The sequence below is a fragment of the Microbacterium sp. MAH-37 genome (genome assembly GCF_009758255.1).
Taxonomy (GTDB): domain Bacteria; phylum Actinomycetota; class Actinomycetes; order Actinomycetales; family Microbacteriaceae; genus Microbacterium.
Genome location: NZ_WSEN01000008.1, coordinates 219,916 through 241,663, shown reverse-complemented (window position 1 = coordinate 241,663; position 21,748 = coordinate 219,916). Strand labels below are relative to the sequence as shown.

The following is a 21,748-nucleotide window of genomic DNA, read 5'->3' as shown; positions in this document are numbered from 1 at the left end:
GTGGGGCGGGACGTACGATGGCCAGATGCCCGAAGTCCCGCCCCGCCCCGGCATCGCCGACCGCCTCTCCCGGATGATCCAGCTGCCGACAGTGTCGGCAGAGCTCGACCGCCGGGGTGCTGAGCCCTTCGAGGCGTTCGTCGCCCTGCTCGCCGAGCTGTACCCGCTCACGCACGAGCACCTCACCCTCGAGCGCCACACCGAGTTCGGGCTGCTCTTCCGCTGGAAGGGCCGCGCCGAGGCATCCGATGGTCCGCTCGTCCTGATGGCGCACTTCGACGTCGTGCCGGTGGACGAGACCGACCCGTGGACCTACCCGCCCTTCGAGGGCCGGATCGCCGACGGCTCGGTCTACGGCCGCGGCGCGCTCGATGACAAGGGCCCGCTGATCGTCGTCATCGAGGCCGTCGAGAACCTGCTCGCCGCGGGGTTCAGGCCAGCCCGCGACGTGTATCTCTCGTTCGGCGGCAACGAGGAGACCTACGGGACCGCGGCGCAGGCCATCGCCGCGGCCTTCCAGGAGCGGGGGATCGTGCCCTGGCTGGTGGTGGACGAGGGCGGCGCCGTCGTCGACGCCCCGCTGCCGTTCGTGCCGGGCAGCGCGGCGATGATCGGCGTCGGGGAGAAGGGCATCGCCACGATCGAACTGTCCGCCCGCGGCGATGGCGGACACGCCTCCACTCCGCCGCCGGTCACCGCCGTGCGCAGGGTCGCGCGGGCGGTCGACAGGCTGGGCCCGTCGACGTTCCGCGCGCGCACGCCGAAGGCGGTGGGGCGGATGCTGGGTCAGCTGTCCGGATCGGCCAAGGGACCCGCCCGGCTCCTGCTGCGCGTCCTCGCCGCGAGCCCGTGGCTCAACGCCCGGGTCTTCGCCGCTCTCGGCGGCGAGCCGGCCGCCCTCGTACGCACCACGGTCGCCGCGACGATGCAGTCGGGCGGCACCGCTGCGAACGTCATCCCGTCACAGGCATCCGCCACTCTCAATCTGCGCATCGCGCTCGGCGAGACGACCGCGCAGGCGGCGGATCGTGTGCGCCGTCGGGTCGCCGACAAGCAGGTGACCGTGCGTCTGGTCGACGCGAGCGAGCCCTCGCCGGAGTCGCGCACGGACACTCCCGCGTTCGGCCTGCTCGAGCACGCGCTGGCGGTCTCGCATCCCGGCATCCCGGCCGTGCCGTATGTGATGATGGCGGCGACCGACTCGCGGCACTTCCACCGGTTCTCGCCCTCGGTGTTCCGATTCGCGCCCCTGGAGATGTCGAGCGCGCAGCGCGCGGCGATCCACGGCGTCGACGAGAGCGTGGAGATCGAGGCCCTCGAGCGCGGGGAGCGATTCCACCGCGCGCTCATCGAAGGGTTACAGTAGAGCGCCCTACCCGAGGGCCACTTTCTTTTCCCGAGGAGGCGCGATGTCGCGCACCAAGACTCTCGGCGCGCTCGCGACCGTGGTCGGCTTCCTGGCTTTCGTCGAGTTCACCAGCGGCGTCATCCAGGGCTATTACACGCCGATGCTGTCGGACATCGCCCGGAATCTGGGCATCCACGACGCCGACGTGAACTGGCTCGAGGGCGCGCAGCTGATGCTTTCGGCGCTCGTCGTTCCCGCATTCGCGAAGCTCGGCGACATGGTCGGCCACAAGCGGATGCTGCTGATCTCGACCGCGCTGACGGCCGCTGCGGCGCTGGTGCTGCCCTTCACCGTCTCGTTCCCCGTGTTCCTGGCGGCCTGGGCGCTGATGGGCTTCTACACGGTGTGGCTGCCTCTCGAGATCGCGCTGATCTGGTCCCGCTCGCGGCGGATGGACGCCCGATCCACGGTCACGGCGCGCGCTGCCGGTCTGCTCGTCGCAGCGCTGGAGACCGGCGCGATCATCGGCGCCCTGGTCGGCGGTGCGCTCGTCGACAGCCTGCCGCTCACGGTGGTGCTGCTCGTGCCGGCGCTGATGGTGGTGCTGTGCTTCTTCGTGATCCTGTTCGGGGTCAAGGAGTCGCCCGAGCCCACCGGCGGTGTCTTCGACACGGTGGGCCTGGTCCTGATCTCCCTCGCACTGGTGGCGTTCACCGGCGGCCTCGGCCTGCTGCGACTCGACGGCGGGCTGGTGAACCCGTGGTCGTGGGCGATCGTGCTGCTCGGCCTGGTGCTGGTCGTGCCGTTCGTGCTCTGGGAGCTGCGGCGCGAGGACCCGATCATCGACGTGCGGATGTTCCGTTCGCCGGCCCTCGGTCCGGTCTTCCTCACCGCCGGGCTGTTCGGCGTCAGCGTGCTCGGCGCGCAGGCGCCCCTGTCGACCTTCGCACGCACCGACCCGACGGTGTACGGCTACGGCCTCGGCACGACCGGTTTCGCGACCTCGCTGCTGATCGGCGTGTACCTGATCGCGATGATCGTCGGTGCGCTGCTGTTCCCGATGATCGCCCGTCGCCTCACGCCGCGCGTCACCCTGATCGGCGCCTCGGTGCTGGTCGGTGTCGGGTTCCTGCTGTTTCTGCCGCTGCACGCGACCTACGTCCAGGTCGTCACGAACATGGTCGTGGTGGGCCTCGGCTCTGGCGCCCTCGTCGCCGCGCTGCCCGCCGCGGCGGCCTCGGCCGCGCCGGCGAGCCAGACCGGTGTCGCCACAGGCCTGACCAACTCGGTGAAGACGGTCGGAGGCGCGATCGCCTCGTGCGTGTTCGGTATCGCGCTGCTGCACGGGGTGTCCGGTGCGGCGGTGGAGGGCACCGCCGGTTCATTCGCCGGGTACGTGACGGTGTGGGTGGTGTGCGGTGCGACGGCGCTCGCCGCGGCGGTGATCCTGTGCTTCGTGCCGAAGCAGGCCTTCACCGACCGCGCCGAGGTCGAGGCATCCGAGCCCGTCCTGAGCTGACGGGCCCGGATGCGCCGAGTGCGCGACCTGTCGCCGAGTGCACCACCCGTTCACGTGAACAGATGGTGCACTCGACAGGATGCCGTGCACTCGGCGCCGCAGGCTCAGTCGCCCTTCACGTTGACGAGCTGCCGCAGGGTGTGCCTGATCCGTACGAGATCGGCTGCGTCGGCCATCACCGTGTCGATCGGCTTGTAGGCCTGAGGGATCTCATCGATGAAGGCGTCGGTGTCGCGGAACTCGATGCCGGTCATCGCCTCCCGCAGCTGCTCGTGCGTGAACGTGCGCCGCGCCGCCGACCGGGAGTACTCCCGACCAGCGCCGTGCGGGGAGGAGTTCAGCGACTGCGGGTCGCCGAGGCCCTCCACCACGTATGAGGCGGTGCCCATGGAACCGGGGATGAGCCCGGGCCGCCCGGCGTCAGCCTGGATCGCGCCCTTCCGGGACACCCAGACCTGCTTGCCGTAGTGCTTCTCCGACTCGGTGAAGTTGTGGTGGCAGTTGATCCGCTCCTGCTCGTCCACCGGGATGCCGGCGAACTCCGACACCTGCCGCACGACCCGGTCCATCATCTCCTCCCGGTTCAGCAGCGCGAACCGCTGAGCCCACCGCAGCTCCCGGATGTACCGCGTGAACTCCGGCGTCCCCTCGACCAGGTAGGCCAGGTCGGGGTCGGGCAGGTCGATCCACCACTGCTTCGCCAGCAGCTGCGCGACCGCGATGTGGTGCGTGGCGATCCTGTTTCCCACTCCCCGCGAACCGGAGTGCAGGAACAGCCAGATCCGGCCGAGCTCGTCGGCCGACACCTCGATGAAGTGGTTGCCGGAGCCGAGCGTGCCCAGCTGCAGCCGCCAGTTGCCCGCGTAGGACTCCGGGTCGAACCCGTGCTTCTCGCCAAGGCTCTCCAGCTCCGCGATCCGCGGCTCGGCGGTGGCGACCACCTTGCGGTTGTACCGGCCGGCCGAGAGCGGGACGGCCCGCTCGATCGCCTCCCGCAGCGGGGCGAGGTCGCGCTGGGTGAACTCGTCCACGGTGAACTGCGTGCGGACGGCGATCATGCCGCAGCCGATGTCGACGCCGACGGCGGCGGGGATGATCGCGCCCAGGGTCGGGATCACCGATCCGACGGTCGCCCCCTTGCCGAGGTGCGCATCCGGCATGAGCGCCAGGTGCGGGTGGATGAACGGCATGCGCGCCGTGGTCTTCGCCTGCTCGAGCGTCTTCTCGTCGATCAGCGAAGCCCACGACAGCAGCCGTGCGGAGAGCCTCTCCATGATTCCTTTCCTTCTGTGAGGTGTTCAGCCACAGGTCACGGGAAGGCCATGAAAAAAGCCCCGGACCTGACGGTGCGGGGCGGGCGATCAGCGGATGCTGTCACACGGCGCGCGCCGGAGGGTACGACTCGTCGCGGTCATTGCGCTTCTGCTCGTTCGGAGCAAAGGCAAGGACCGTGGGAAGGGCGCGCAGTGCGGTCATTCCGTCGTCTCCTCGGCTGGATGCTGCGCCGGTCGGCACAGCTTTGCCACAGTAGGGGACCGGAGGCAGGGGCGTCAAGACTCCCGCGGCGGGTTGTGCATGAATTCGATGCGGATGCCGCTGTCGTCCTCGACGAACGACGCGTAGTAACGGTCGTTGAACCGGGGGTAGAGCTTCGGCTCCCGCACGACGCTCCAGCCGGCATCGACGGCGACCCGGTGCATCCGGTCGACCTGGTCTCGCGAGTCGACGGCGAAGGCGCGGTGCTGCCAGCCGACGCGGCCGTGCAGATGCGGGTCGGCGTCGTCGGCGTTCCGCGGGGCGAACACGATGATCTCGGTCTCGTCGTCCTTGTACCAGGCGGCCGAGTCGTCCTTCTGGCCCTCGTATTCGAAGCCGAGTGCGGTGAGTACGGCGTCGAACTGGGCGATGCCCCGGGGGAGGTCGACGACGGTCACGCCGAGGTGATCGAGAACTGGCACGCGGGACAGTCTGCCCTACGGCAGCGGCGCGGCCTGCTCAGCCGTTCGTCGTGTCGCGCGGCGGGTTGTGCATGAACTCGAAGCGGATGCCGTTGTCGTCCTCGACGAACGACGCGTAGTACCGCTCGGTGAACCGCGGATACTCCTTCGGCTCGCGCACCGCCGACCACCCGGCATCCATTGCGACCCGGTGCAGCCGGTCGACCTCTTCACGGGAGCCGACCTCGAACGCCATGTGCTGCCAGCCCACGTGCCCGTGCACGTGCTGACCCTCTTCCCGAGCGGGGTACAGCAGGATCTCGGGCTCGTCTGTCTGCCGCCAGTAGGCATGCTCCGGCGCGTTGTACGCACGGGTGTAGCCGAGCGCGGTCAGCACCGGATCGAGCTGGTCGGAAGCCCGCGGCACGTCCGCGACGGACAGACCGAGGTGATCGAAGGTCGCCATGCCGACAGTCTTGCGGATGCCGCCGACATCGTCGAGCACGGCAGACTGGGAGCATGCTCGCCCACCTCGCGCTGCGCGCTGCGATCTTCGACCTCGACGGCACGCTCACCGATCAGCGCGGCGCGCAGGATGCCGCAGCCGTGGCGTTCGCGGCCGACCACGGCATCACCGACGACGGCGTGATCGAACGCTGGGACGAGATCGCCGAGCGGCACTACCGCCGGTATCAGGCCAGGGAGCTCGGATTCGAGGAGCAGCGCCAGGTCCGTGTGCGGGAGTTCCTCGGCCGTGAGCTGTCCGACGACGAGGCGTCCGAGATCTTCCGCACCGGGTACGGCCGTCGGTACGCGGAGCTGCTGCGCCGCTTCGACGATGCCGTGCCGGCCCTCCAGCGCGCCAGGGAAGCAGGGCTGATCGTGGCGCTGCTCACGAACGGCGACCGCGCGCAGCAGCACGGCAAGGTCGACCGTCTGGGGCTAACACCTCACCTCGACGTGATCGTCTGCTCCTCGGAGCTTCCGGCAGGCAAGCCCGATCCCCGTGCCTACGCCGCAGCGCTGGAACGGGTCGGCGTCGCAGCCTCCGAAGCGGTCATGATCGGCGACTCGCTCGAGGCCGACGTGCACGGCGCGCTCGCCGCGGGGCTGCACGCCGTGCACCTCGCGCGCACGGGCGAGCGGATGCCGGACGTCACCGGCATCCGCTCGCTCGACGAACTCGTGTTCGCGGGCTGATCACTCTCCGGCGGCGTTCTCCGTGATCATCCAGGACACCCCGTAGCGGTCGGTGATCATCCCGAACCTCCCGCCCCATGGTGCGCCGTCGAAGGGGATGTCGACGGTGCCGCCGTCGGCGAGTCCGTCCCAGATCGCCTGGGCGCGGGCGCCGTCGTCAGTGCTCATCGAGACCGAGATGCCCCGCGGCTCCTGGTACTCCATGCCGGCCGGGGTGTCGGAGCCGGCGAGCACCATGCCATCGTCGGTCTCGAGCCACGAGTGCATGATCTTGTTCGCGTCGGCAGCGTCATGCGGCATCGGGAACGACGAGAACTCGACGAGATCGAGCTTGCCGCCGAGCACCGACTGGTAGAACGTCATCGCCTCTCGGGCGTTGTCGCGGAACGACAGGTAAGGATTGAGAACGGCCATGGGATCGCCTTCCGGAAGGGATGCCGGATGCCCGGCGCCGACCAGTATTCGCCGCCGCCGGGGCATCCGCAAGAGGCATCTCTCACTGTTCATCGAGCGCGCGCCACAGTGCCGCCCACTGCTCCGGCGTGAGGTCGCGCGGCAGCGCGTCAGGGGCGATCCCGGCGCGGCGAACGGCGCCGCGACGACCGCCCCTGGCCCGCACGATCCGGTCGATGCCGCGCCCGCGGCCGGTGAACACGTCTCGGACGAATCGCACGTACCCGCTCCGCCCCGACAGCGGCAGCAGCGGTGAGCCGCGACGGGTGATCGAGAGGATGCCGCCGTCCACCGAGGGCACCGGGCGGAACCGGTGAGCCGCCACCCTGCCGTGCAGTTCGAACGAGAACCACGGTGCCGACTGCGCCGTCATCATGGTGGCACCGCCGACACCGGCGCGCTTGCGGGTGACCTCCCACTGCGTGAGCAAGACGGCGTGCTGCCAGTCTCGCTGCGCCAGCAGACGGCGCAGCAGCGGCGTCGTGATGTGGAACGTGATGTTGCCCACCACGACCGGGCGGTCGTAGCGCACGCGTAGCGCATCCCCGTGCTGCACGTCGAGACCTGGATGCCGCCGGCGCAGTCGGTGCACCCGGTGCTCGTCGATCTCGATCGCGCGCAGGTCGCGGCCCAGCGGGATCAGCTCGGCGGTGAGGGCGCCGTCACCCGGTCCGAGTTCGAGGATCGGCCCTTGGGTGTCGGCGACGAGGTCGCGGATGCTGCGGATCGTGGGCGCGTGGACGAGGAAGTTCTGGCCGAGTTCGTGCCGGCCGCCGTGAACGGAACGCATGGGTTGCTCCTGAAGGATCGGAGCACCCGGAAGGGATGCCGGTCACAGACCGGCCCGCGGGATGCGAGAGACCGCGCTTCCGGGTGCGGGAAGGCATCCGGAGACGGCGCGCGATGTGTGAGCGTCAGCGCGCCGTCAGGCGCGGCGCTCGCGAATCATCTGCTGGGGCGCGCCGATCTGCGCGCTCACGATCAAAGCTCCCATGCGGACGAGTCTAGGGGGAATCCAGCGTCCGGAGCACCGCGGGCCAGGCCGTGGTGCCGAGCGCGGCATCGGCCTCCGCCGTTCCGCCTCTGGCCATGCGGACGCCGCCCGCGGCGGGGGTCTCGCCCGGCAGCAGCAGCCGGTGTCCGGCATCCGGGTGTGTCACGACGGTTGTGCTCATCCCGGCATCCGTGCGATCGCGCTCGATGCTTCGGGCGAAGTCGACGGACGGCCACACCTGGTCGTCGCCGCCGGCGATCAGCAGCACGTCGCCGGCGATGTCCTCGACGCGGATGCGCGCCGCCGCCGCGTCCTCGGAGAAGCGGAGCAGGCTCGAGGCGTACAGCGAACGGAACGACGGCGGATCTGAACCCGGCGCCCAGTCCTGGTCGAAGCCGACGCAGGGGAGCGGAGCTCCGCGATGCGTCCAGTGCGACGACCATGCACCGTCGGCAGCACCGGCCCAGACGACCGATGAAGGCGCGACGGCGATCACACCATCGACCGAGATCAGGCTCGCCGTCGTCAGCGCCGCTTCGGCCCCGAACGACGTGCCGAAGATCACGACACGATCCGCCTCGGTTCTCAGCTGATCGATCTGCTCGGCGAACAGCTCGATCGGCACCTCATGCGGGGCGGGTCGCTGACCCTCACCGCCGAACCAGCGGATGGCCCTGACCCGCGCGCCGTGCGCGGCGAGCAGCTCGGCGCGCTCGACCTCGATGCGTCCGCTCGACCCGGCGACCAGCAGCACAGCGGTGCCGGTCGGGTTCGCGGAGAACGCGTCGTGTCTGTCCTGCGGGGCGATCGGATGCGGCACAGGTCCAGCCTAGGCAGGCGACCACTCAGTGCGGTGCGTGGTACTCGGCCTCGCCGCGCTTCCAGTAGCCCTTCACGATCGCCTGCGCGGCCGGGATGTCCCAGCGTTCCAGCAGGGCACGGCCCGACTTGACGATCGCCTGCTCGGCGGCGATGAACACGAAGGTGTCAGCACCCGGGCGATCCGCGGCGTCGAGCCCGTCGAGGAAGGCGATCAGCGCCGACCCGGCCGGGGCGTCGCCGCGGTGCAGCCACTCGATCGCCACCGGAGCATCGATCCAGATCTCGTCGGCCGCGGACTTCACCTCGATCACGATGCGGGCGGGCACCTCGGCGGGCAGTGTCCTCGCGAAGCGGCGGATCGCCGGGATCGCCGTCTCGTCACCGACCAGCATCCAGGCATCCGGCGTCCCCTCGATCAGCTGCGAGCCGCGCGGGCCGCCGACGCCGATCGTCGCTCCGAGCGGTGCGGTCGCGGCCCAGGGGGCGGCGACGCCCTCGTCCCCGTGCACGGCGAACTCGACCTCGAGCCAGTCCTCGCCCCAGCTCAGCGGGGTGTACTCGCGGCTCGGGGCGGCGCGCATCTCCTCCACCGACGACACGGGCCCTGCCGGGAAGAACAGCCGCATGTGGTCGTCGCAACCGGGGGAGTCGAAACCCTCCAGGTCGCTGCCGGTGAGGCGCACCCGCACGTAATCGGGAGCGATCCGCTCGCGGGCGGCGAGAGTGGCGGAGCGGAACCGCAGGTCGAGACCGCGGCGTTCGAGGCGGAATCCGGGCGATTTGACGATCGGGGAGGTCATGCTGCTACCTTAGCCGGGTCAGGTAAGGCTTACCTACATTCCCCACCCCACAGCAAGGAGTTCCTCCATGTCCGTGCCCCGCATTCTCGCCGTCACCGGCCTGGCCACCGCGACCCTGCTCGCGATCGCAGGCTGCGCCACCGAGAAGCCCGCCGCCGAACAGAAGACTCCCCCCGCTGCGGCATCCGTCACCATCGAGGACAACACCGGCAGCCACGAGATCGCCACGCCGCCGGCATCCGTCGTCGCGACCGACAACCGCACGTTCCAGACCCTCGACGAGTGGGGCATCGAACTCTCCGCCGCCGCGGTCTCGCTCATGCCCGAGACCGTGTCGTACAAGACCCAGGAGGGTCTCGTCGACCTCGGCTCGCACCGCGAGCCGAACCTCGAACTCGTCGTCGCCGCGGCGCCCGACCTGGTCATCAACGGCCAGCGCTTCACCCAGCACGGCGAGGCGATCGCGTCGCTCGTGCCGGATGCCACGATCATCGACCTCGAGCCGCGCGAGGACGAGCCCTTCGACGCCGAGCTCAAGCGGCAGACCGCCGCGCTCGGTGAGATCTTCGCGAAGCAGACCGAGGCGAAGAAGCTCAACGACAAGCTCGACGCGTCGATCGAGAAGGCGAAGAAGGCCTACGACGAGGGAGACACCGTCATGGCCGTCACCACCTCGGGCGGGCAGATCGGCTACGTCGCGCCGAAGGTCGGCCGCACCCTCGGCCCGGTGTTCGACATCCTCGGACTGACTCCGGCGCTCGAGGTCGAGGGCGCCACCGACGACCACCAGGGCGACGACATCTCAGTCGAGGCGATCGCGAAGGCCAACCCCGACTGGATCCTCGTCATGGACCGCGACGCCGTCTTCGCCGCGGAGGAGCCGGAGTACGTGCAGGCCGCTCAGATCATCGAGAACTCCGAGGCGCTGAAGGGCGTCACCGCCGTGAAGGACGCGCAGATCGTCTACATGCCCGTCGACACGTACCTGAACGAGGGCATCCAGACCTACACGACCTTCTTCAACGACTTCGCGAAGGCGCTGGAGAAGGCGAAGGCCTGACCGCCCGACGTCCTTCGTCTCGCTGCGCTCGCTCAGGAACCGGTTCTGCTCCGGCTCCTGAGCGAGGAGCGCAGCGACGAGACGAAGGACGTCGCCAAGGCTCATCATGACGACCCTCACCGCACCTCCGCCCACGCGCACCACCCGCGGGCGGCTGTTCGACCCCGCACTGCTGATCGGCATCCTCGTCGTCGCCGTGCTGCTCGCGCTCTCGCTGTTCACCGGCGTCTACGACGTCGCGGGCGCCGAGGACGGCGCCGAGATGTTCGCGATCACCCGCATCCCGCGCACGATCGCCCTCGTGCTGGCCGGCGCCGCGATGGCGATGTGCGGACTCGTGATGCAGCTGCTCACGCAGAACCGCTTCGTCGAGCCGACCACCACCGGAACCACGGAGTGGGCCGGCCTCGGACTGCTCGTCGTGATGATCCTGTGGCCAGGCGCTCCGATCCCGGTCCGGATGGTCGGAGCCGTGCTCGCCGCGTTCATCGGGACCATGGTGTTCTTCCTTTTCCTGCGGCGGGTGTCGCTGCGGTCCTCGCTGATCGTGCCGATCGTCGGGATCATGCTCGGGGCCGTGGTCGGCGCGCTGTCGACCTTCATCGCGCTGCAGACCAACACCCTGCAGAATCTCGGCGTCTGGTTCGCGGGCAGCTTCACCTCGGTGCTGCGCGGGCAGTACGAGCTGGTCTGGATCGTCGCCCTGGTCGGCGCCGCGGTGTTCGTCGCGGCCGATCGCTTCACCGTCGCCGGGCTCGGGCAGGAGGTCGCCACCTCGGTCGGCCTGAACCACGGTCGCATCGTGCTGCTCGGCACTGTGCTCATCGCGATCGCGACCGGCGTGGTCACCGTGGTCGTCGGCAATCTGCCGTTCCTCGGACTCATCGTGCCGAACATCGTCTCGATGATCCGCGGCGACGACCTCCGCAGCAACCTGCCGTGGGTGTGCGTGCTCGGCACCGGCATCGTCACGCTCTGCGACCTCATCGGCCGCACCGTGATCCGTCCGTTCGAGGTGCCGGTGTCGCTCATCCTCGGCGTGGTCGGCGCGGCGGTCTTCGTGGTCCTGCTCCTGAGGCAGCGTCGTCGTGCTTAGATCGCTCGTTCCCGAGAGCCGGATGCCCGTCACCCGTGCATCCGGCCCGCTGTCGGCGCCCGGAGCACGGCGCCGCATGATCATCGTGCTCGCCGTCCTCGGCATCCTGTCCCTGCTGTTCTCCTTCGGGCTGCTCGCGTACGGCAACCCGATGCCGGTCGGCACCGAGGGGTTCTGGCGCATCGCGCGCCTGCGCGTGATGACCGTGGTGGTGCTCGCGATCGTCGCGGTCGCGCAGGCCACCGCGACCGTGGCGTTCCAGACCGTGACGGCGAACCGCATCATCACACCGTCGATCATGGGCTTCGACGCGCTCTTCGTCGCCGTGCAGACCACGGCCGTCTACGTGCTCGGCGTCGCCGGGATCACCGCCCTGCGCGGGCCATGGCAGTTCGTGCTGCAGGTGTCGATCATGGTCGGCCTCGCCGTCGCGCTCTACGGCTGGCTGCTCACCGGACGCTACGCGAACCTGCAGATCATGCTGCTGATCGGCATCGTGATCGGGGGAGGACTCGGCGCCGTCTCGACGTTCATGCAGCGGCTGCTCACGCCGAGCGAGTTCGACGTGCTGAGCGCGCGCCTGTTCGGCAGCGTCGCGAACGCCGACCCCGAGACGCTGCCGATCGCGATCCCGCTGGTCCTGTTGGCGGCATCCGGACTGTGGGCGTCGTCGCGCCGGCTCAACGTCATGGCGCTGGGCGCGGATGCCGCGACCTCGCTCGGACTGAATCACCGGCGGATGCTGATGACGGTGCTCACCCTGGTCGCGGTGCTCATCGCGACGTCGACCGCGCTGATCGGGCCGATGGTGTTCCTGGGCTTCCTCGTCGCGACCCTCGCCTACCAGTTCGCCGACACCTACGACCATCGTTTCGTGTTCCCGGTCGCGGTGCTGACCGCGTTCACGATCCTCACCGGCGCGTACTTCGTGATGCGCAACGTGTTCTCCGCACAGGGCGTCGTGTCGATCATCATCGAGCTGGTCGGCGGAACCATCTTCCTGATCGTCATCCTCAGAAAGGGGCGTCTGTGACCGCTCTCGCGATTGCCGGGGTCCGCAAGGACTATTCGGACTCGGTCGGCATCGGCCCGATCGACCTGCGCATCCCGACCGGCGGGATCACCGCGCTGATCGGCCCCAACGGCGCGGGCAAGTCGACGCTGCTGACGATGGCCGGCCGGCTGCTCGGGATGGATGCCGGCACGATCGAGGTCGCCGGGCTCGACGTCGCCCGCAGCAGGTCGAAGGATCTCGCCAAGGTCGTCTCGGTGCTGCGGCAGGAGAACCACTTCATCACCCGGCTCACGGTGCGCCAGCTGGTCGGGTTCGGGCGGTTCCCGCACTCCCGCGGACGTCTGACCGTCGCCGACGAGGAGGCGATCAGTCGGGCGATCGAGTTCCTCGAGCTCACCGAGCTCGAGACCCGATACCTCGACGAACTGTCAGGCGGTCAGCGGCAGCGGGCGTACGTCGCGATGGTGCTCGCGCAGGACACCGACGTTGTGCTGCTGGACGAACCGCTGAACAACCTCGACATGCGGCACGCCGTGCGGATGATGGCGCAGCTGCGTCGCGCCGCCGACGAGCTCGGACGCACCATCGTGATCGTGCTGCACGACATCAACTTCGCCGGGCACTACGCCGATCGCATCTGCGCGATGCGCGACGGGAACGTCGTCGAGTTCGGGACACCCGCCGAGATCATGACCGACGAGGTGCTCACCAGGGTCTTCGACACCCCGGTGCAGGTGATCGAGGGGCCCCACGGCCCGCTCGCCGTCTACTACTAGACCTCGACGCCGTTCGACTCGTCGTTCACGCCCTGGTTTCCGCCGCGACGGGACTCCACGGCGATCAGCCAGATCACGGAGACGAACGCGGCGATCGCGATGCCGAGCCACACGTTCTGCAGGATCAGCCCGAAGATCACGCCCAGCACGAGCAGCACCACCGTGCCGCCGAGCCATGTGAAGCGGCCTCGTCGCTTGTTTTCCATGGGCGCAACACTAACGTCTGCGGTGGTCCTCGGGCGCGAGTCGAGGACCGCGGCGGGGCTCGGCCACGCCGCTGGCGAGGATGAACCGCACGGCACGCTGCCGCTGGCCGGCCCATGGGGCCAGCAGCTCGAGCATCCCGGCGTCGTCCGTCCGCGATCCCGTGAGCGCATACCCGACCTCGTGGGCGAGGTGGTAGTCGCCGACGCTCACGGCATCGGGATCGCCGAGCGCGCGCTGGCGAGTCTCGGCCGACGTCCAGGTGCCGACGCCCGGCAGGCTGGTCAGCGCGCGTTCGCGCGCGTCGCCGTCGGATGCCCGGAGCACGGCGCGTTCGACGCTGTCTCCGCGCGCGGCAGCACGGACGAGCGTGCGGGACTGCTGGGGCTGCACGGCCGCGCGCTGCCACGCCCACGACGGGATGCGCCGCCAGGTCTCCGCGGTCGGCGGGACGAACATCGGTCGAGGTGTGGGCCCGGGGACGCGTTCCCCGAATCGGGTGACGAGCTGGCGCCAGGCGCCGAACGCCTGCATCCCCGTGACCTTCTGCTCGATGATCGCCCCCGCGAGCGCCTCGAACACGCGGTCGGTGCGGGTCAGCCGCATTCCGGGATGGCGCTGCGCCGCGGCTTCGACGAGCGGATGCTGCGACGCGTCGAACCCGGAGGAGTCGTCGTCCGCGCCGCACAGTCGCGGGACGGCGTCGAGCGCCTCCGCGGCGCCCGGCCCCCAGGCGGAGGCGTGCACCTCGCCGCGCGCGGCGCGCAGCGCGAGGCTTGCGAGACCGGCATCCGTGCGCAGTGCGAGCCAGATCACGGTTCCGGCGACGGCCGTCGTCGGATCACCGGCACCACGCTGCAGCACGCCGAGCGTGCGGGGCAGGTCGAGCGGATGCCCCGGCGAGTACACGGCCTGCAGCGGAGCGGTCGCGCGCGCAGCGCCGGCATCCGCTGTCAGGGTCATGCGCTCACTCTACGTCCGGTCCCTGACAGTCCCTGCGCCGGGCATCCGGCGGGCGGCAGGTTCGCGATCCGGCAGGTGCGCGCGGCACTCTTCTGCTTGCGCGGCATTTCTCGGCTCGTGCGGCGCGTATCTGCGTCGCATGTGTACGGAACTGCAGCGCGTGCGTTCGGGTGTGTGCGGATAGGTGCAGCACGTAGCGCGATCGTTGATTGGTGAGCCGCGGCCGGCCACAGCGGTGCCGCCGCGGCGACGTCCGGTCTTCTACCGGTTGCGCGGCACCTTTCTGCTCGTGCGGCACCTTTCTGCTCGTGCGGCGCGTATCTGCGTCGCGTGTGCACGGAACTGCAGCGCGAGCGTCCGAGCGCGCACGGAACTGCAGCGCGGGCGTCCGAGCGCAGAGGAACTGCAACGCGAGCCGACCGAGTCGCGGGGCGGAACCTCAGAAGCGGTCGGGCGAGGGGGTGCCGTGGCCGTAGCGGATCACGACGTCGGCGTGCCGGTCGAACCGGTAGCCGACTCCGCGCACCGTGCGCACGATGTCCTCGTAGCGGCCGAGCTTGGCGCGCAGCCGGCGCACGTGCACGTCGATGGTGCGCTCGCCGGGGGCGGCTTCCTCATCGCTGGCCTGCCAGAGTGCGCCGACAAGCTCGGAGCGCTCGATCGTGCGGCCCTCGCGCAGCACCAGGTACTGCAGCAGCTCGAACTCCTTGTAGGTGAACGCGGCGGATTCACCGTCGATGAGCACGCGCTTGCGGGAGATGTCGACGACGACGCCGAGCTCCTCGTCCTTCTCCTCCTCGACAGCGGCCTTGGAGCGGGCGATCGCACCGGGCTCCTGCAGAGCGAGGCGGACGACATCGAGGTCGCGGCCGCCGGAACCGTGCGGGGCGAGGGCGACGGTCGCGTGGGTCTCGGCGCCGGGGGCGAGCTCTGCGAGCGTGCGGCGCAGGGCGTCGACCAGGACCGGAAGGCTCACGCCGGCCTCAGCAGCCTTGATCTCGTCGAGACCGACGTAGAGGGCGAAGCCACGGGGCGAACGGACGGAGGGCAGGTCGGCAGCGGCATCCGAGGGGGACACGACGCGGACGGGGGCGGTGACGGGACGCTCGAGAAGGGCGGTGTTCGACATGATGATGGATCCTCAGAGGGGATGCGAGCCGATGGCTCTGATGCGTTGCAGAAAGACCGGGCGGAGCCGGAAAGAAAGGCACACGGGTGCGGTGCCCTGGCTCACGCTCCGCAGATGGCGGAAGAGGTGAGCGAAGAGGGGTGGTTGCGCCTTAGCAACACATTCGGCAACACATGCCAACGCGACCGGGCATCATCATCCCGGCAGTCCTGTTCGCCTCCTGGGCGGACAAAGGGCTTGCGTTGGTGGTCATGGGGGGATTATTGCCGATCATGACCCGTCATGTCAAAACGTGACCGGTCGACGATTTGGTATCCCGAATTCGTCACACGCCGTCACGACGATTCGGATGCCTGTCACGCCGCGCGTACGCTCCAGAACACCCCTCCCCGAAAAGTGTTCGATAGGAACCGCTCATGAGACTGACCAAGAGATCGATCGCCGCCCCCGCCGCACTGCTGGCGGGAATGCTGGCACTCGGCGGATGCGCCGCCACGGCCGACCCCGGGCCGGATGCCGAGAAGAACGATCTCAGCTCCATGGAGGACGAGTTCTACAAGGCGACGGACCCGAGCAAGAGCCCGGCAGCGGCGAACGCCCGCACCGACGTCTTCGTCAGCACCATCAGCAAACCCGGCGGAGTGTTCCTGCCCGGCTTCTACGACAACGGCTGGGACGGCAATGCCGTGCAGCCGATCTTCGCGTCGCTGGTCGTCACCGACAAGTCCGGTGAGGCGGTCGCCGACCTCGCCGACGAGTGGAAGGTCTCGGACGACGGACTCACCTACACGTTCCACATTCGCGACGGTGCGAAGTTCAGCGACGGCTCGCCGGTCACTGCAGAGGATGTCGCCTTCACGCTGACGCTGCTGAACGACCCGCAGTACGCGGGCGGCGTCGACTTCAGCGCCATCGTGATCAAGGGCACCGACGAGTACAAGAACGGCTCCGCCACCTCGCTCTCGGGTCTCGACGTGGTCGACAAGCAGACGATCAAGATCACCACCGAGAAGCAGAACCCGCTCGCGCTGCGCACGCTCGGCGGCCAGGTCATCTCGAAGGCCTACTACGGCAAGGGATATGTCAAGGGCCAGCTCGACTACCTGAAGGCCCTCTACGGCGCACCGCTCGGCGCAGGTCCCTACGCGCTCGACGAGTATGTCGAGGGGCAGGAGATCCGCTACAAGGCGAACCCGAACTACTACTCGGGCGAGCCGTCCATCCCGCGCCTGATCTTCAAGGTCGTCTCCAGCGACTCCGCACTGCAGAACTTCGAGAACGGCGACATCGACCAGGGCGGCTTCGGCAGCGACCCCGCCGTGCTGGAGGAGCTGCAGGGGCTCGGGTTCGCGAACATCCGCGCCGCCGTGGTTCCCGACATCGGCCAGATCTGGGTGAACAACAAGAAGCCCGCGCTCGCCGACACCGAGGTGCGCCAGGCTCTCTACTACGGTCTGGATCGTCAGCAGATCGTGGACGCCAAGTACAAGGGCCTCGGACAGGTCGCCGACGTCTACGCCGCGCCCACGCAATGGTCCTACACGGACAAGGGCGTGACGAAATACGACTACGACCCGAAGAAGGCCGGCAAGCTGCTCGACGAGGCCGGGTGGAAGAAGGGGGCTGACGGCGTCCGCGAGAAGGACGGCGTCAAGCTCAAGCTCTCGTACATCACCACGAAGGACGACGACCCGATCATCCCGATCGCCGAGAACACCTACACCGAGCTCGGCATCGACTTCGTGCCCGAGGTGCTGGACTCCAACACCGCGTTCGATCGCCTCTACAGCGGCGACTACGACCTCGCAGGGTTCCGCACCAGCGGCCTGTCCGACCCCAACGACGCCGTCAGCGAGTTCGGCACCGACGACCCCGACATCAATGTCACCGGGTACTCGAACCCGGAGGTCACCAAGCTGATCCAGCAGGGCACGTCGACCTTCGACCAGGACGAGCGTCAGAAGATCTACACCGAGCTGTACAAGAAGCTCAGCGAGGACCCGCCCACGATCCTGATCGACTACCGCAAGTCGATCTCGGCGTGGAACGCCCGCATCGAGGGCGGCGAGAAGTACTCCACCGGTGCTGACGATGCGGCGATCGCGCTCGCGCAGCTGAAGATCGCGGAGTAGGACCCAGGATGCTTCCGGACGGGGTGTGGACCCCCGTCCGGAAGCATTCGGTGCGTCCACATCCCGACAGCTGCGTGCAATGACCCGATACATCCTCAAGAGACTCGCCCTGATGGCAGCACTGCTCATCGGCGTCTCCGTCCTCGTCTTCTTCCTGTTCTCCCTCATGCCGGGCGATTACTACAGTTCGAACCGTACGCTCACGCCCGAGCGCAAGGCCGAGCTGCGCGCCCTCGCCGGCCTCGACAAGCCGGTGATCGTGCAGTACTTCATCTGGTTCGGCAACATGCTGCACGGCGACTTCGGCTACTCGCTGGAGCACAAGCAGCCGGTCGCCGAGGTGATCGCACCGCTGATCTGGAACTCGTTCATCATCGCGTTCGCGGCGTTCGTGCTCACCTGGATCATCGCCGTGGTCTCCGGCGTGCTGGCCGCGGTCAAGCAGTACTCCTGGTTCGACAAGCTCGTCACCATCGGCCTGTTCGCGTCGCTCTCGATCCCGTCGTTCTTCATCGGCCTGCTGCTGATCAAGGTGTTCGCCGTCGACCTGCACTGGCTTCCCACCGGGGGAATGCTCGACACCGGCAGCAACTCCACGGGCATGGCCAGGGTGCTCGAGGTCATGCGGCACATGATCCTGCCGGTGGCGATCCTCACCTTCCTCGGCGCCGGGTCGCTGACCCGCTACTTCCGCACCGGGATGCTCGAGGTGCTGCGCGCCGACTTCATCCGCACCGCCCGCGCGAAGGGGCTCAAGGAGCGTTCCGTGGTGTTCTCGCATGGGCTGCGTAACGCGCTGCTGCCGGCGATCACGCTGCTCGCCTTCGAGCTCCCCGGCCTGTTCGCCGGCGCCATCATCACGGAGCAGATCTTCAACTGGCCGGGCGTGGGACGCATGCAGCTGGACTCCGTCGCGACCCGCGACTACGCGGTGCTGATGACCATCACCATGCTGCTCGCCTTCCTCACCGTGCTGGGCAGTTTCCTCGCCGACATCCTGTACGCGGTCGCCGACCCCAGGGTGCGGCTCGTCGACGCGAGGAGCGCATCATGAGCGGCGGCGGAGAGCTCATCGTCACCCAGATCACGGACCCGGAGCTCGGCCCGGCGCCGGAGCCGCCGGCGCCTCGCCGCACCCGGTCCGGCAGGCGGCGCTCGCTGTGGGGCGACTCGTTCGCGCGGCTGCTGCGGATGCCGGCGGCGAGCATCAGCCTCGCGCTGCTGGTGTTCATGCTGCTGTTCAGCTTCGTCGGCCCGCTGCTGACGGGGTACACCGGCGACGAGATCAACCTGCGCATCCAGGACCACGAACCCACGATGGATCACTGGCTGGGCACCGACGGCTACGGCCGCGACGTGCTCACGCGGCTCATGCTCGCCGGTCGCATCTCGCTGACCATCGGCATCGCCTCGATGCTGCTGTCGCTGCTGATCGGCGCGGTGCTCGGCATCATCGCCGGGTACTACGGCGGTCTGGCCGACACGATCATCATGCGCGCGGCCGACCTGCTGATGTCGATCCCCGGTCTGCCGCTACTGATCGTCATGGCCGCGGTGCTCTCCGAGCTGAAGGTCGATCCCTCGCAGCGCATCTACATCGTCATGCTGCTGCTCAGCTTCATCGGCTGGCCGTCGCTGGCCCGCCTGATCCGCGGACAGGTGCTGTCACTGCGCGAGGCGCCGTACATGCGCGCCGCCGAGGTGCTCGGCCTGAGCGCGGCATCCCGTCAGTTCCGGCACCTGCTGCCGAACGTCATGCCGCTGCTGATCGTGGTGGCCACGCTGAGCACCGCATCCGGCATCCTCAGCGAATCCGCGCTCAGCTTCCTCGGCCTCGGCGTGCAGCCGCCGAACGCGTCCTGGGGCAACATGATCAGTTCTGCCAACAACCTCATCGACTTCCAGCAGCACTGGTGGCTGTGGGTGCCGCCCGGCGTCGCGCTGCTGATCACGATCGCGGCGATCAACGTGTTCGGCGATCGGATGCGCGATGTCTTCGACCCGAGGATGAAGAAGTGAGTGCCATGGGAGATCTGCTCGTACAGGTGGAGGACCTCTCGGTGCGGTTCCCCACCGAGAACGGCCCGCGCACCGTCGTCGACGGCGTGGGCTTCGAGGTGCACGCCGGTGAGGTCGTCAGCATCGTCGGCGAGTCCGGATCGGGCAAGAGCATCACCGCGCTCTCACTGCTCAACCTCGTCGATGAACCAGGCGAGGTCTTCTCGGGCCGGGTGCTGTTCGACGGCGACGACGTGCTGAGGATGAAGGGCACAGCGCTGCAGAAGCTGCGCGGCGGGGAGGTCGGCATGATCTTCCAGGAGCCCATGCGGTCGCTGAACCCGGTCTTCACGATCGGCAAGCAGCTGATCGAGACGATCAGGGCGCACGAGAGCGTGAGCGTCGGAGACGCGCACGACCAGTCCGTGGAGTGGCTGCGCCGCGTCGGGCTGCCGAACCCGGACCGCATCATGCGCTCGTACCCGCACGAGATGTCGGGCGGGATGCTGCAGCGCGCGATGATCGCGGTCGCACTGTGCTGCCGCCCCCGGCTGCTCATCGCAGACGAGCCCACCACGGCTCTGGACGTCACGATCCAGGCGCAGATCCTCGACCTGCTGCTGGACCTGCGCGATGAGACCGGCATGGCACTGCTGTTCATCACGCACGATCTGGGTGTCGTGGCCGAGGTCGCGGACACCGTGCTTGTCATGTACGGCGGGCACATCGTCGAGCGCGGCGACGTGTTCGGGCTCTTCGAGAATCCGCAGCATCCGTATACCGATGCGCTGTTGAAGGCGCGGCCGATGCCGGGTCAGCGCTTGGACCGGCTGCCGGTGATCTCGGACGAGGTGCGCCGACTGGCGCTGGCAGGAACGGAGGCGTCGGCATGAGCGCTCCCGTCATCGAAGAGCCCCTCGTCGAGGCGACCGACATCGTCAAGCACTTCGTGTCGCGCGGCGATGGCCGCGGCGGGAAGAAGCGCACTGTCAAGGCCGTCGACGGCGTCACCCTGAGCATCCGCGAGGGCGAGATGTTCGGTCTGGTGGGGGAGTCCGGCAGCGGCAAGACCACCTTCGGGCAGTCGCTGCTGCGCATGCACGAGCCGACATCGGGCTCGGTGCGGTTCCGCGGCGAGGAGATCCTCGGGCTGGGCAAGAAGGATCTCCGCCGGCTGCGGCCGAAGATGCAGTACGTGTTCCAGGATCCGTTCAGCGCGCTGAATCCGCGCCTGTCGATCGCTGCGGCGATCGGCGAGCCGATGCGCGCGCACGGGCTGGCCGGCAGGCACGACGAGCGCGACCGCGTGATCGAGGTGCTGGAACAGTGCGGCATGGAGCAGGACGCCATGGATCGCTACCCGCACGAGTTCTCCGGCGGGCAGCGTCAGCGCATCGTGATCGCGCGGGCGATGGCGCTGCAGCCCGAGTTCGTCGTCGCCGACGAGCCGGTCTCGGCGCTCGACGTGTCGGTGCAGGGGCAGATCGTGAACCTGCTGACGGATCTGCGCGAGCAGCGGCGCACGTCGTTCCTGTTCATCTCGCACGACCTCAGCGTGGTCGAGCACATGTGCACGAGCGTGGCGATCATGTACCGCGGGCAGATCGTCGAGCAGGGCACGCGCGACCAGATCTTCGGCTCGCCGCAGCATCCGTACACGCAGGAGCTGCTCGCGGCCGTGCCGATCGCCGACCCTCGGCAGCGCGGCAGACGCCGCGGCCGCCGGGTGAGCAGGGACTGGGACGATCCGGATGCGGCGCGGCCGACGCTGCAGGACGTCGGCGACGGGCACCTGGTGGCGCTTCCCGGCGCCTCCGGTTCCTGAGCGCACCTCGTTGCGCCTCGCGGATCCTGAGCGAGCGAAGCGAGACGAAGGGCGCTCAGGATCCGCGAGAGCGAGACGAAGGGCCGAATTCGGACGTAGCGTGGAGGGGTGACGATCGACGCGCAGACCGAGGGATTCCAGCTGACCGACGAGAAGGATGCCTCGCGCTACACGCTGACGCACGACGGCACCCTCGTGAGCGTGCTCGACTACCGCGACGACGGCAGCACCGTGGCCCTGACCAGGGCGTACACGATCCCGGCCTTCCGCGGGCGCGGCTACGCCGCCGTCGTCACGGAGGGCGCGGTCGCCGACATCGAGTCCCGCGGTGACCGCGAGATCGATCCGGTCTGCTGGTACGTCGCGGACTGGTTCGAGCTGCACCCGGAGAAGCAGGGGCTGCTGCGCCGGCGGTGAGGGTTCGGGCCCGCGCGGCACGCCTCGGAGGCGATGTCGGAGGCTCTCCGTACCGTGGGG

The 21,748-nt window shown here is 69.0% G+C and carries 23 protein-coding genes; 13 read left to right on the top strand and 10 right to left on the bottom strand.

What is annotated here, in order from left to right; genetic code table 11:
• Window positions 1-25 precede the first annotated feature (25 nt).
• Both GON06_RS11520 and GON06_RS11515 read left to right on the top strand, forming a co-directional pair.
• Entirely contained in the window at window positions 26-1,366 is a 1,341-nt protein-coding gene (locus GON06_RS11520) for a M20/M25/M40 family metallo-hydrolase (RefSeq protein ID WP_157312438.1), read from the top strand.
• A 43-nt stretch (window positions 1,367-1,409) separates the two neighbouring features.
• Window positions 1,410-2,867, top strand: coding sequence for an MFS transporter (locus GON06_RS11515; RefSeq protein WP_157312437.1), 1,458 nt, complete (start codon window positions 1,410-1,412; stop codon window positions 2,865-2,867).
• Window positions 2,868-2,971: 104 nt separating this feature from the next.
• Here GON06_RS11515 and GON06_RS11510 read toward each other — a convergent pair whose 3' ends face one another.
• The 3 genes from GON06_RS11510 to GON06_RS11500 form a co-directional block, all read right to left on the bottom strand.
• The gene (locus GON06_RS11510) at window positions 2,972-4,141 is read right to left on the bottom strand and encodes an RtcB family protein (protein WP_157312436.1); all 1,170 of its coding nucleotides are present in this window, start codon (window positions 4,139-4,141) and stop codon (window positions 2,972-2,974) included.
• A 276-nt stretch (window positions 4,142-4,417) separates the two neighbouring features.
• A complete protein-coding gene (locus tag GON06_RS11505) occupies window positions 4,418-4,825 on the bottom strand; it encodes a VOC family protein (RefSeq protein ID WP_332837447.1) in 408 nt (135 codons plus the stop codon).
• Between the two features lie 37 nt (window positions 4,826-4,862).
• Entirely contained in the window at window positions 4,863-5,309 is a 447-nt protein-coding gene (locus tag GON06_RS11500) for a VOC family protein (RefSeq protein WP_332837446.1), read from the bottom strand.
• A 14-nt stretch (window positions 5,310-5,323) separates the two neighbouring features.
• On the opposite strand from GON06_RS11500, the gene GON06_RS11495 reads away from it, so the two are divergent.
• Window positions 5,324-6,004 (top strand): HAD family hydrolase, encoded by a 681-nt coding sequence (locus tag GON06_RS11495; RefSeq protein ID WP_157312435.1) that lies wholly within the window; start codon window positions 5,324-5,326, stop codon window positions 6,002-6,004.
• On the opposite strand, the gene GON06_RS11490 is transcribed toward GON06_RS11495, so the two are convergent.
• The 4 genes from GON06_RS11490 to GON06_RS11475 form a co-directional block, all read right to left on the bottom strand.
• A complete protein-coding gene (locus tag GON06_RS11490) occupies window positions 6,005-6,418 on the bottom strand; it encodes a VOC family protein (protein ID WP_157312434.1) in 414 nt (137 codons plus the stop codon).
• 82 nt (window positions 6,419-6,500) lie between these two features.
• The gene (gene erm, locus GON06_RS11485) at window positions 6,501-7,247 is read right to left on the bottom strand and encodes a 23S ribosomal RNA methyltransferase Erm (protein WP_157312433.1); all 747 of its coding nucleotides are present in this window, start codon (window positions 7,245-7,247) and stop codon (window positions 6,501-6,503) included.
• A gap of 214 nt (window positions 7,248-7,461) precedes the next feature.
• A complete protein-coding gene (locus GON06_RS11480) occupies window positions 7,462-8,271 on the bottom strand; it encodes an alpha/beta fold hydrolase (RefSeq protein ID WP_198346684.1) in 810 nt (269 codons plus the stop codon).
• A gap of 25 nt (window positions 8,272-8,296) precedes the next feature.
• The gene (locus GON06_RS11475) at window positions 8,297-9,073 is read right to left on the bottom strand and encodes a siderophore-interacting protein (protein WP_157312432.1); all 777 of its coding nucleotides are present in this window, start codon (window positions 9,071-9,073) and stop codon (window positions 8,297-8,299) included.
• 67 nt (window positions 9,074-9,140) lie between these two features.
• On the opposite strand from GON06_RS11475, the gene GON06_RS11470 reads away from it, so the two are divergent.
• From GON06_RS11470 to GON06_RS11455, 4 genes are all read left to right on the top strand, one after another.
• Entirely contained in the window at window positions 9,141-10,133 is a 993-nt protein-coding gene (locus GON06_RS11470; protein WP_157312431.1) for a siderophore ABC transporter substrate-binding protein, read from the top strand.
• A gap of 106 nt (window positions 10,134-10,239) precedes the next feature.
• Complete coding sequence (locus GON06_RS11465) at window positions 10,240-11,229, top strand: ABC transporter permease (protein WP_157312430.1); 990 nt, start codon at window positions 10,240-10,242, stop codon at window positions 11,227-11,229.
• A 22-nt stretch (window positions 11,230-11,251) separates the two neighbouring features.
• Window positions 11,252-12,262, top strand: a complete 1,011-nt coding sequence (locus GON06_RS11460) for an iron chelate uptake ABC transporter family permease subunit (RefSeq protein ID WP_157312429.1) — start codon at window positions 11,252-11,254, stop codon at window positions 12,260-12,262.
• Window positions 12,259-13,020 (top strand): iron ABC transporter ATP-binding protein, encoded by a 762-nt coding sequence (locus tag GON06_RS11455; RefSeq protein ID WP_116242566.1) that lies wholly within the window; start codon window positions 12,259-12,261, stop codon window positions 13,018-13,020. The genes GON06_RS11460 and GON06_RS11455 overlap by 4 nt, the downstream gene beginning before the upstream one ends.
• Here the strand turns inward: GON06_RS11455 and GON06_RS11450 are convergent.
• The 3 genes from GON06_RS11450 to GON06_RS11440 all read right to left on the bottom strand — a co-directional run bounded on the left by GON06_RS11450 (window position 13,017) and on the right by GON06_RS11440 (window position 15,316).
• On the bottom strand, window positions 13,017-13,226 hold the full coding sequence (locus GON06_RS11450) for a hypothetical protein (RefSeq protein WP_157312428.1): 210 nt from the start codon (window positions 13,224-13,226) through the stop codon (window positions 13,017-13,019). The two genes, GON06_RS11455 and GON06_RS11450, sit on opposite strands and share 4 nt — an antisense overlap.
• Before the next feature lie 10 nt (window positions 13,227-13,236).
• Window positions 13,237-14,187, bottom strand: a complete 951-nt coding sequence (locus GON06_RS11445) for a DNA-3-methyladenine glycosylase family protein (protein ID WP_157312427.1) — start codon at window positions 14,185-14,187, stop codon at window positions 13,237-13,239.
• A gap of 439 nt (window positions 14,188-14,626) precedes the next feature.
• Window positions 14,627-15,316, bottom strand: a complete 690-nt coding sequence (locus GON06_RS11440) for a winged helix-turn-helix domain-containing protein (protein WP_157312426.1) — start codon at window positions 15,314-15,316, stop codon at window positions 14,627-14,629.
• Window positions 15,317-15,732: 416 nt separating this feature from the next.
• On the opposite strand from GON06_RS11440, the gene GON06_RS11435 reads away from it, so the two are divergent.
• The 6 genes from GON06_RS11435 (at window position 15,733) to GON06_RS11410 (ending at window position 21,688) form a co-directional block, all read left to right on the top strand.
• Complete coding sequence (locus GON06_RS11435) at window positions 15,733-17,448, top strand: ABC transporter substrate-binding protein (protein ID WP_157312425.1); 1,716 nt, start codon at window positions 15,733-15,735, stop codon at window positions 17,446-17,448.
• Between the two features lie 79 nt (window positions 17,449-17,527).
• On the top strand, window positions 17,528-18,502 hold the full coding sequence (locus tag GON06_RS11430) for an ABC transporter permease (RefSeq protein ID WP_157312424.1): 975 nt from the start codon (window positions 17,528-17,530) through the stop codon (window positions 18,500-18,502).
• A complete protein-coding gene (locus tag GON06_RS11425) occupies window positions 18,499-19,467 on the top strand; it encodes an ABC transporter permease (protein WP_157312423.1) in 969 nt (322 codons plus the stop codon). Before GON06_RS11430 ends, GON06_RS11425 begins: the two co-directional genes overlap by 4 nt.
• Before the next feature lie 5 nt (window positions 19,468-19,472).
• Window positions 19,473-20,339, top strand: a complete 867-nt coding sequence (locus tag GON06_RS11420; RefSeq protein WP_232528453.1) for an ABC transporter ATP-binding protein — start codon at window positions 19,473-19,475, stop codon at window positions 20,337-20,339.
• Window positions 20,336-21,271 (top strand): ABC transporter ATP-binding protein, encoded by a 936-nt coding sequence (locus tag GON06_RS11415; RefSeq protein ID WP_157312421.1) that lies wholly within the window; start codon window positions 20,336-20,338, stop codon window positions 21,269-21,271. The genes GON06_RS11420 and GON06_RS11415 overlap by 4 nt, the downstream gene beginning before the upstream one ends.
• 108 nt (window positions 21,272-21,379) lie before the next feature.
• Window positions 21,380-21,688 (top strand): GNAT family N-acetyltransferase, encoded by a 309-nt coding sequence (locus GON06_RS11410; protein WP_332837444.1) that lies wholly within the window; start codon window positions 21,380-21,382, stop codon window positions 21,686-21,688.
• The last annotated feature ends 60 nt before the right edge of the window (window positions 21,689-21,748 follow it).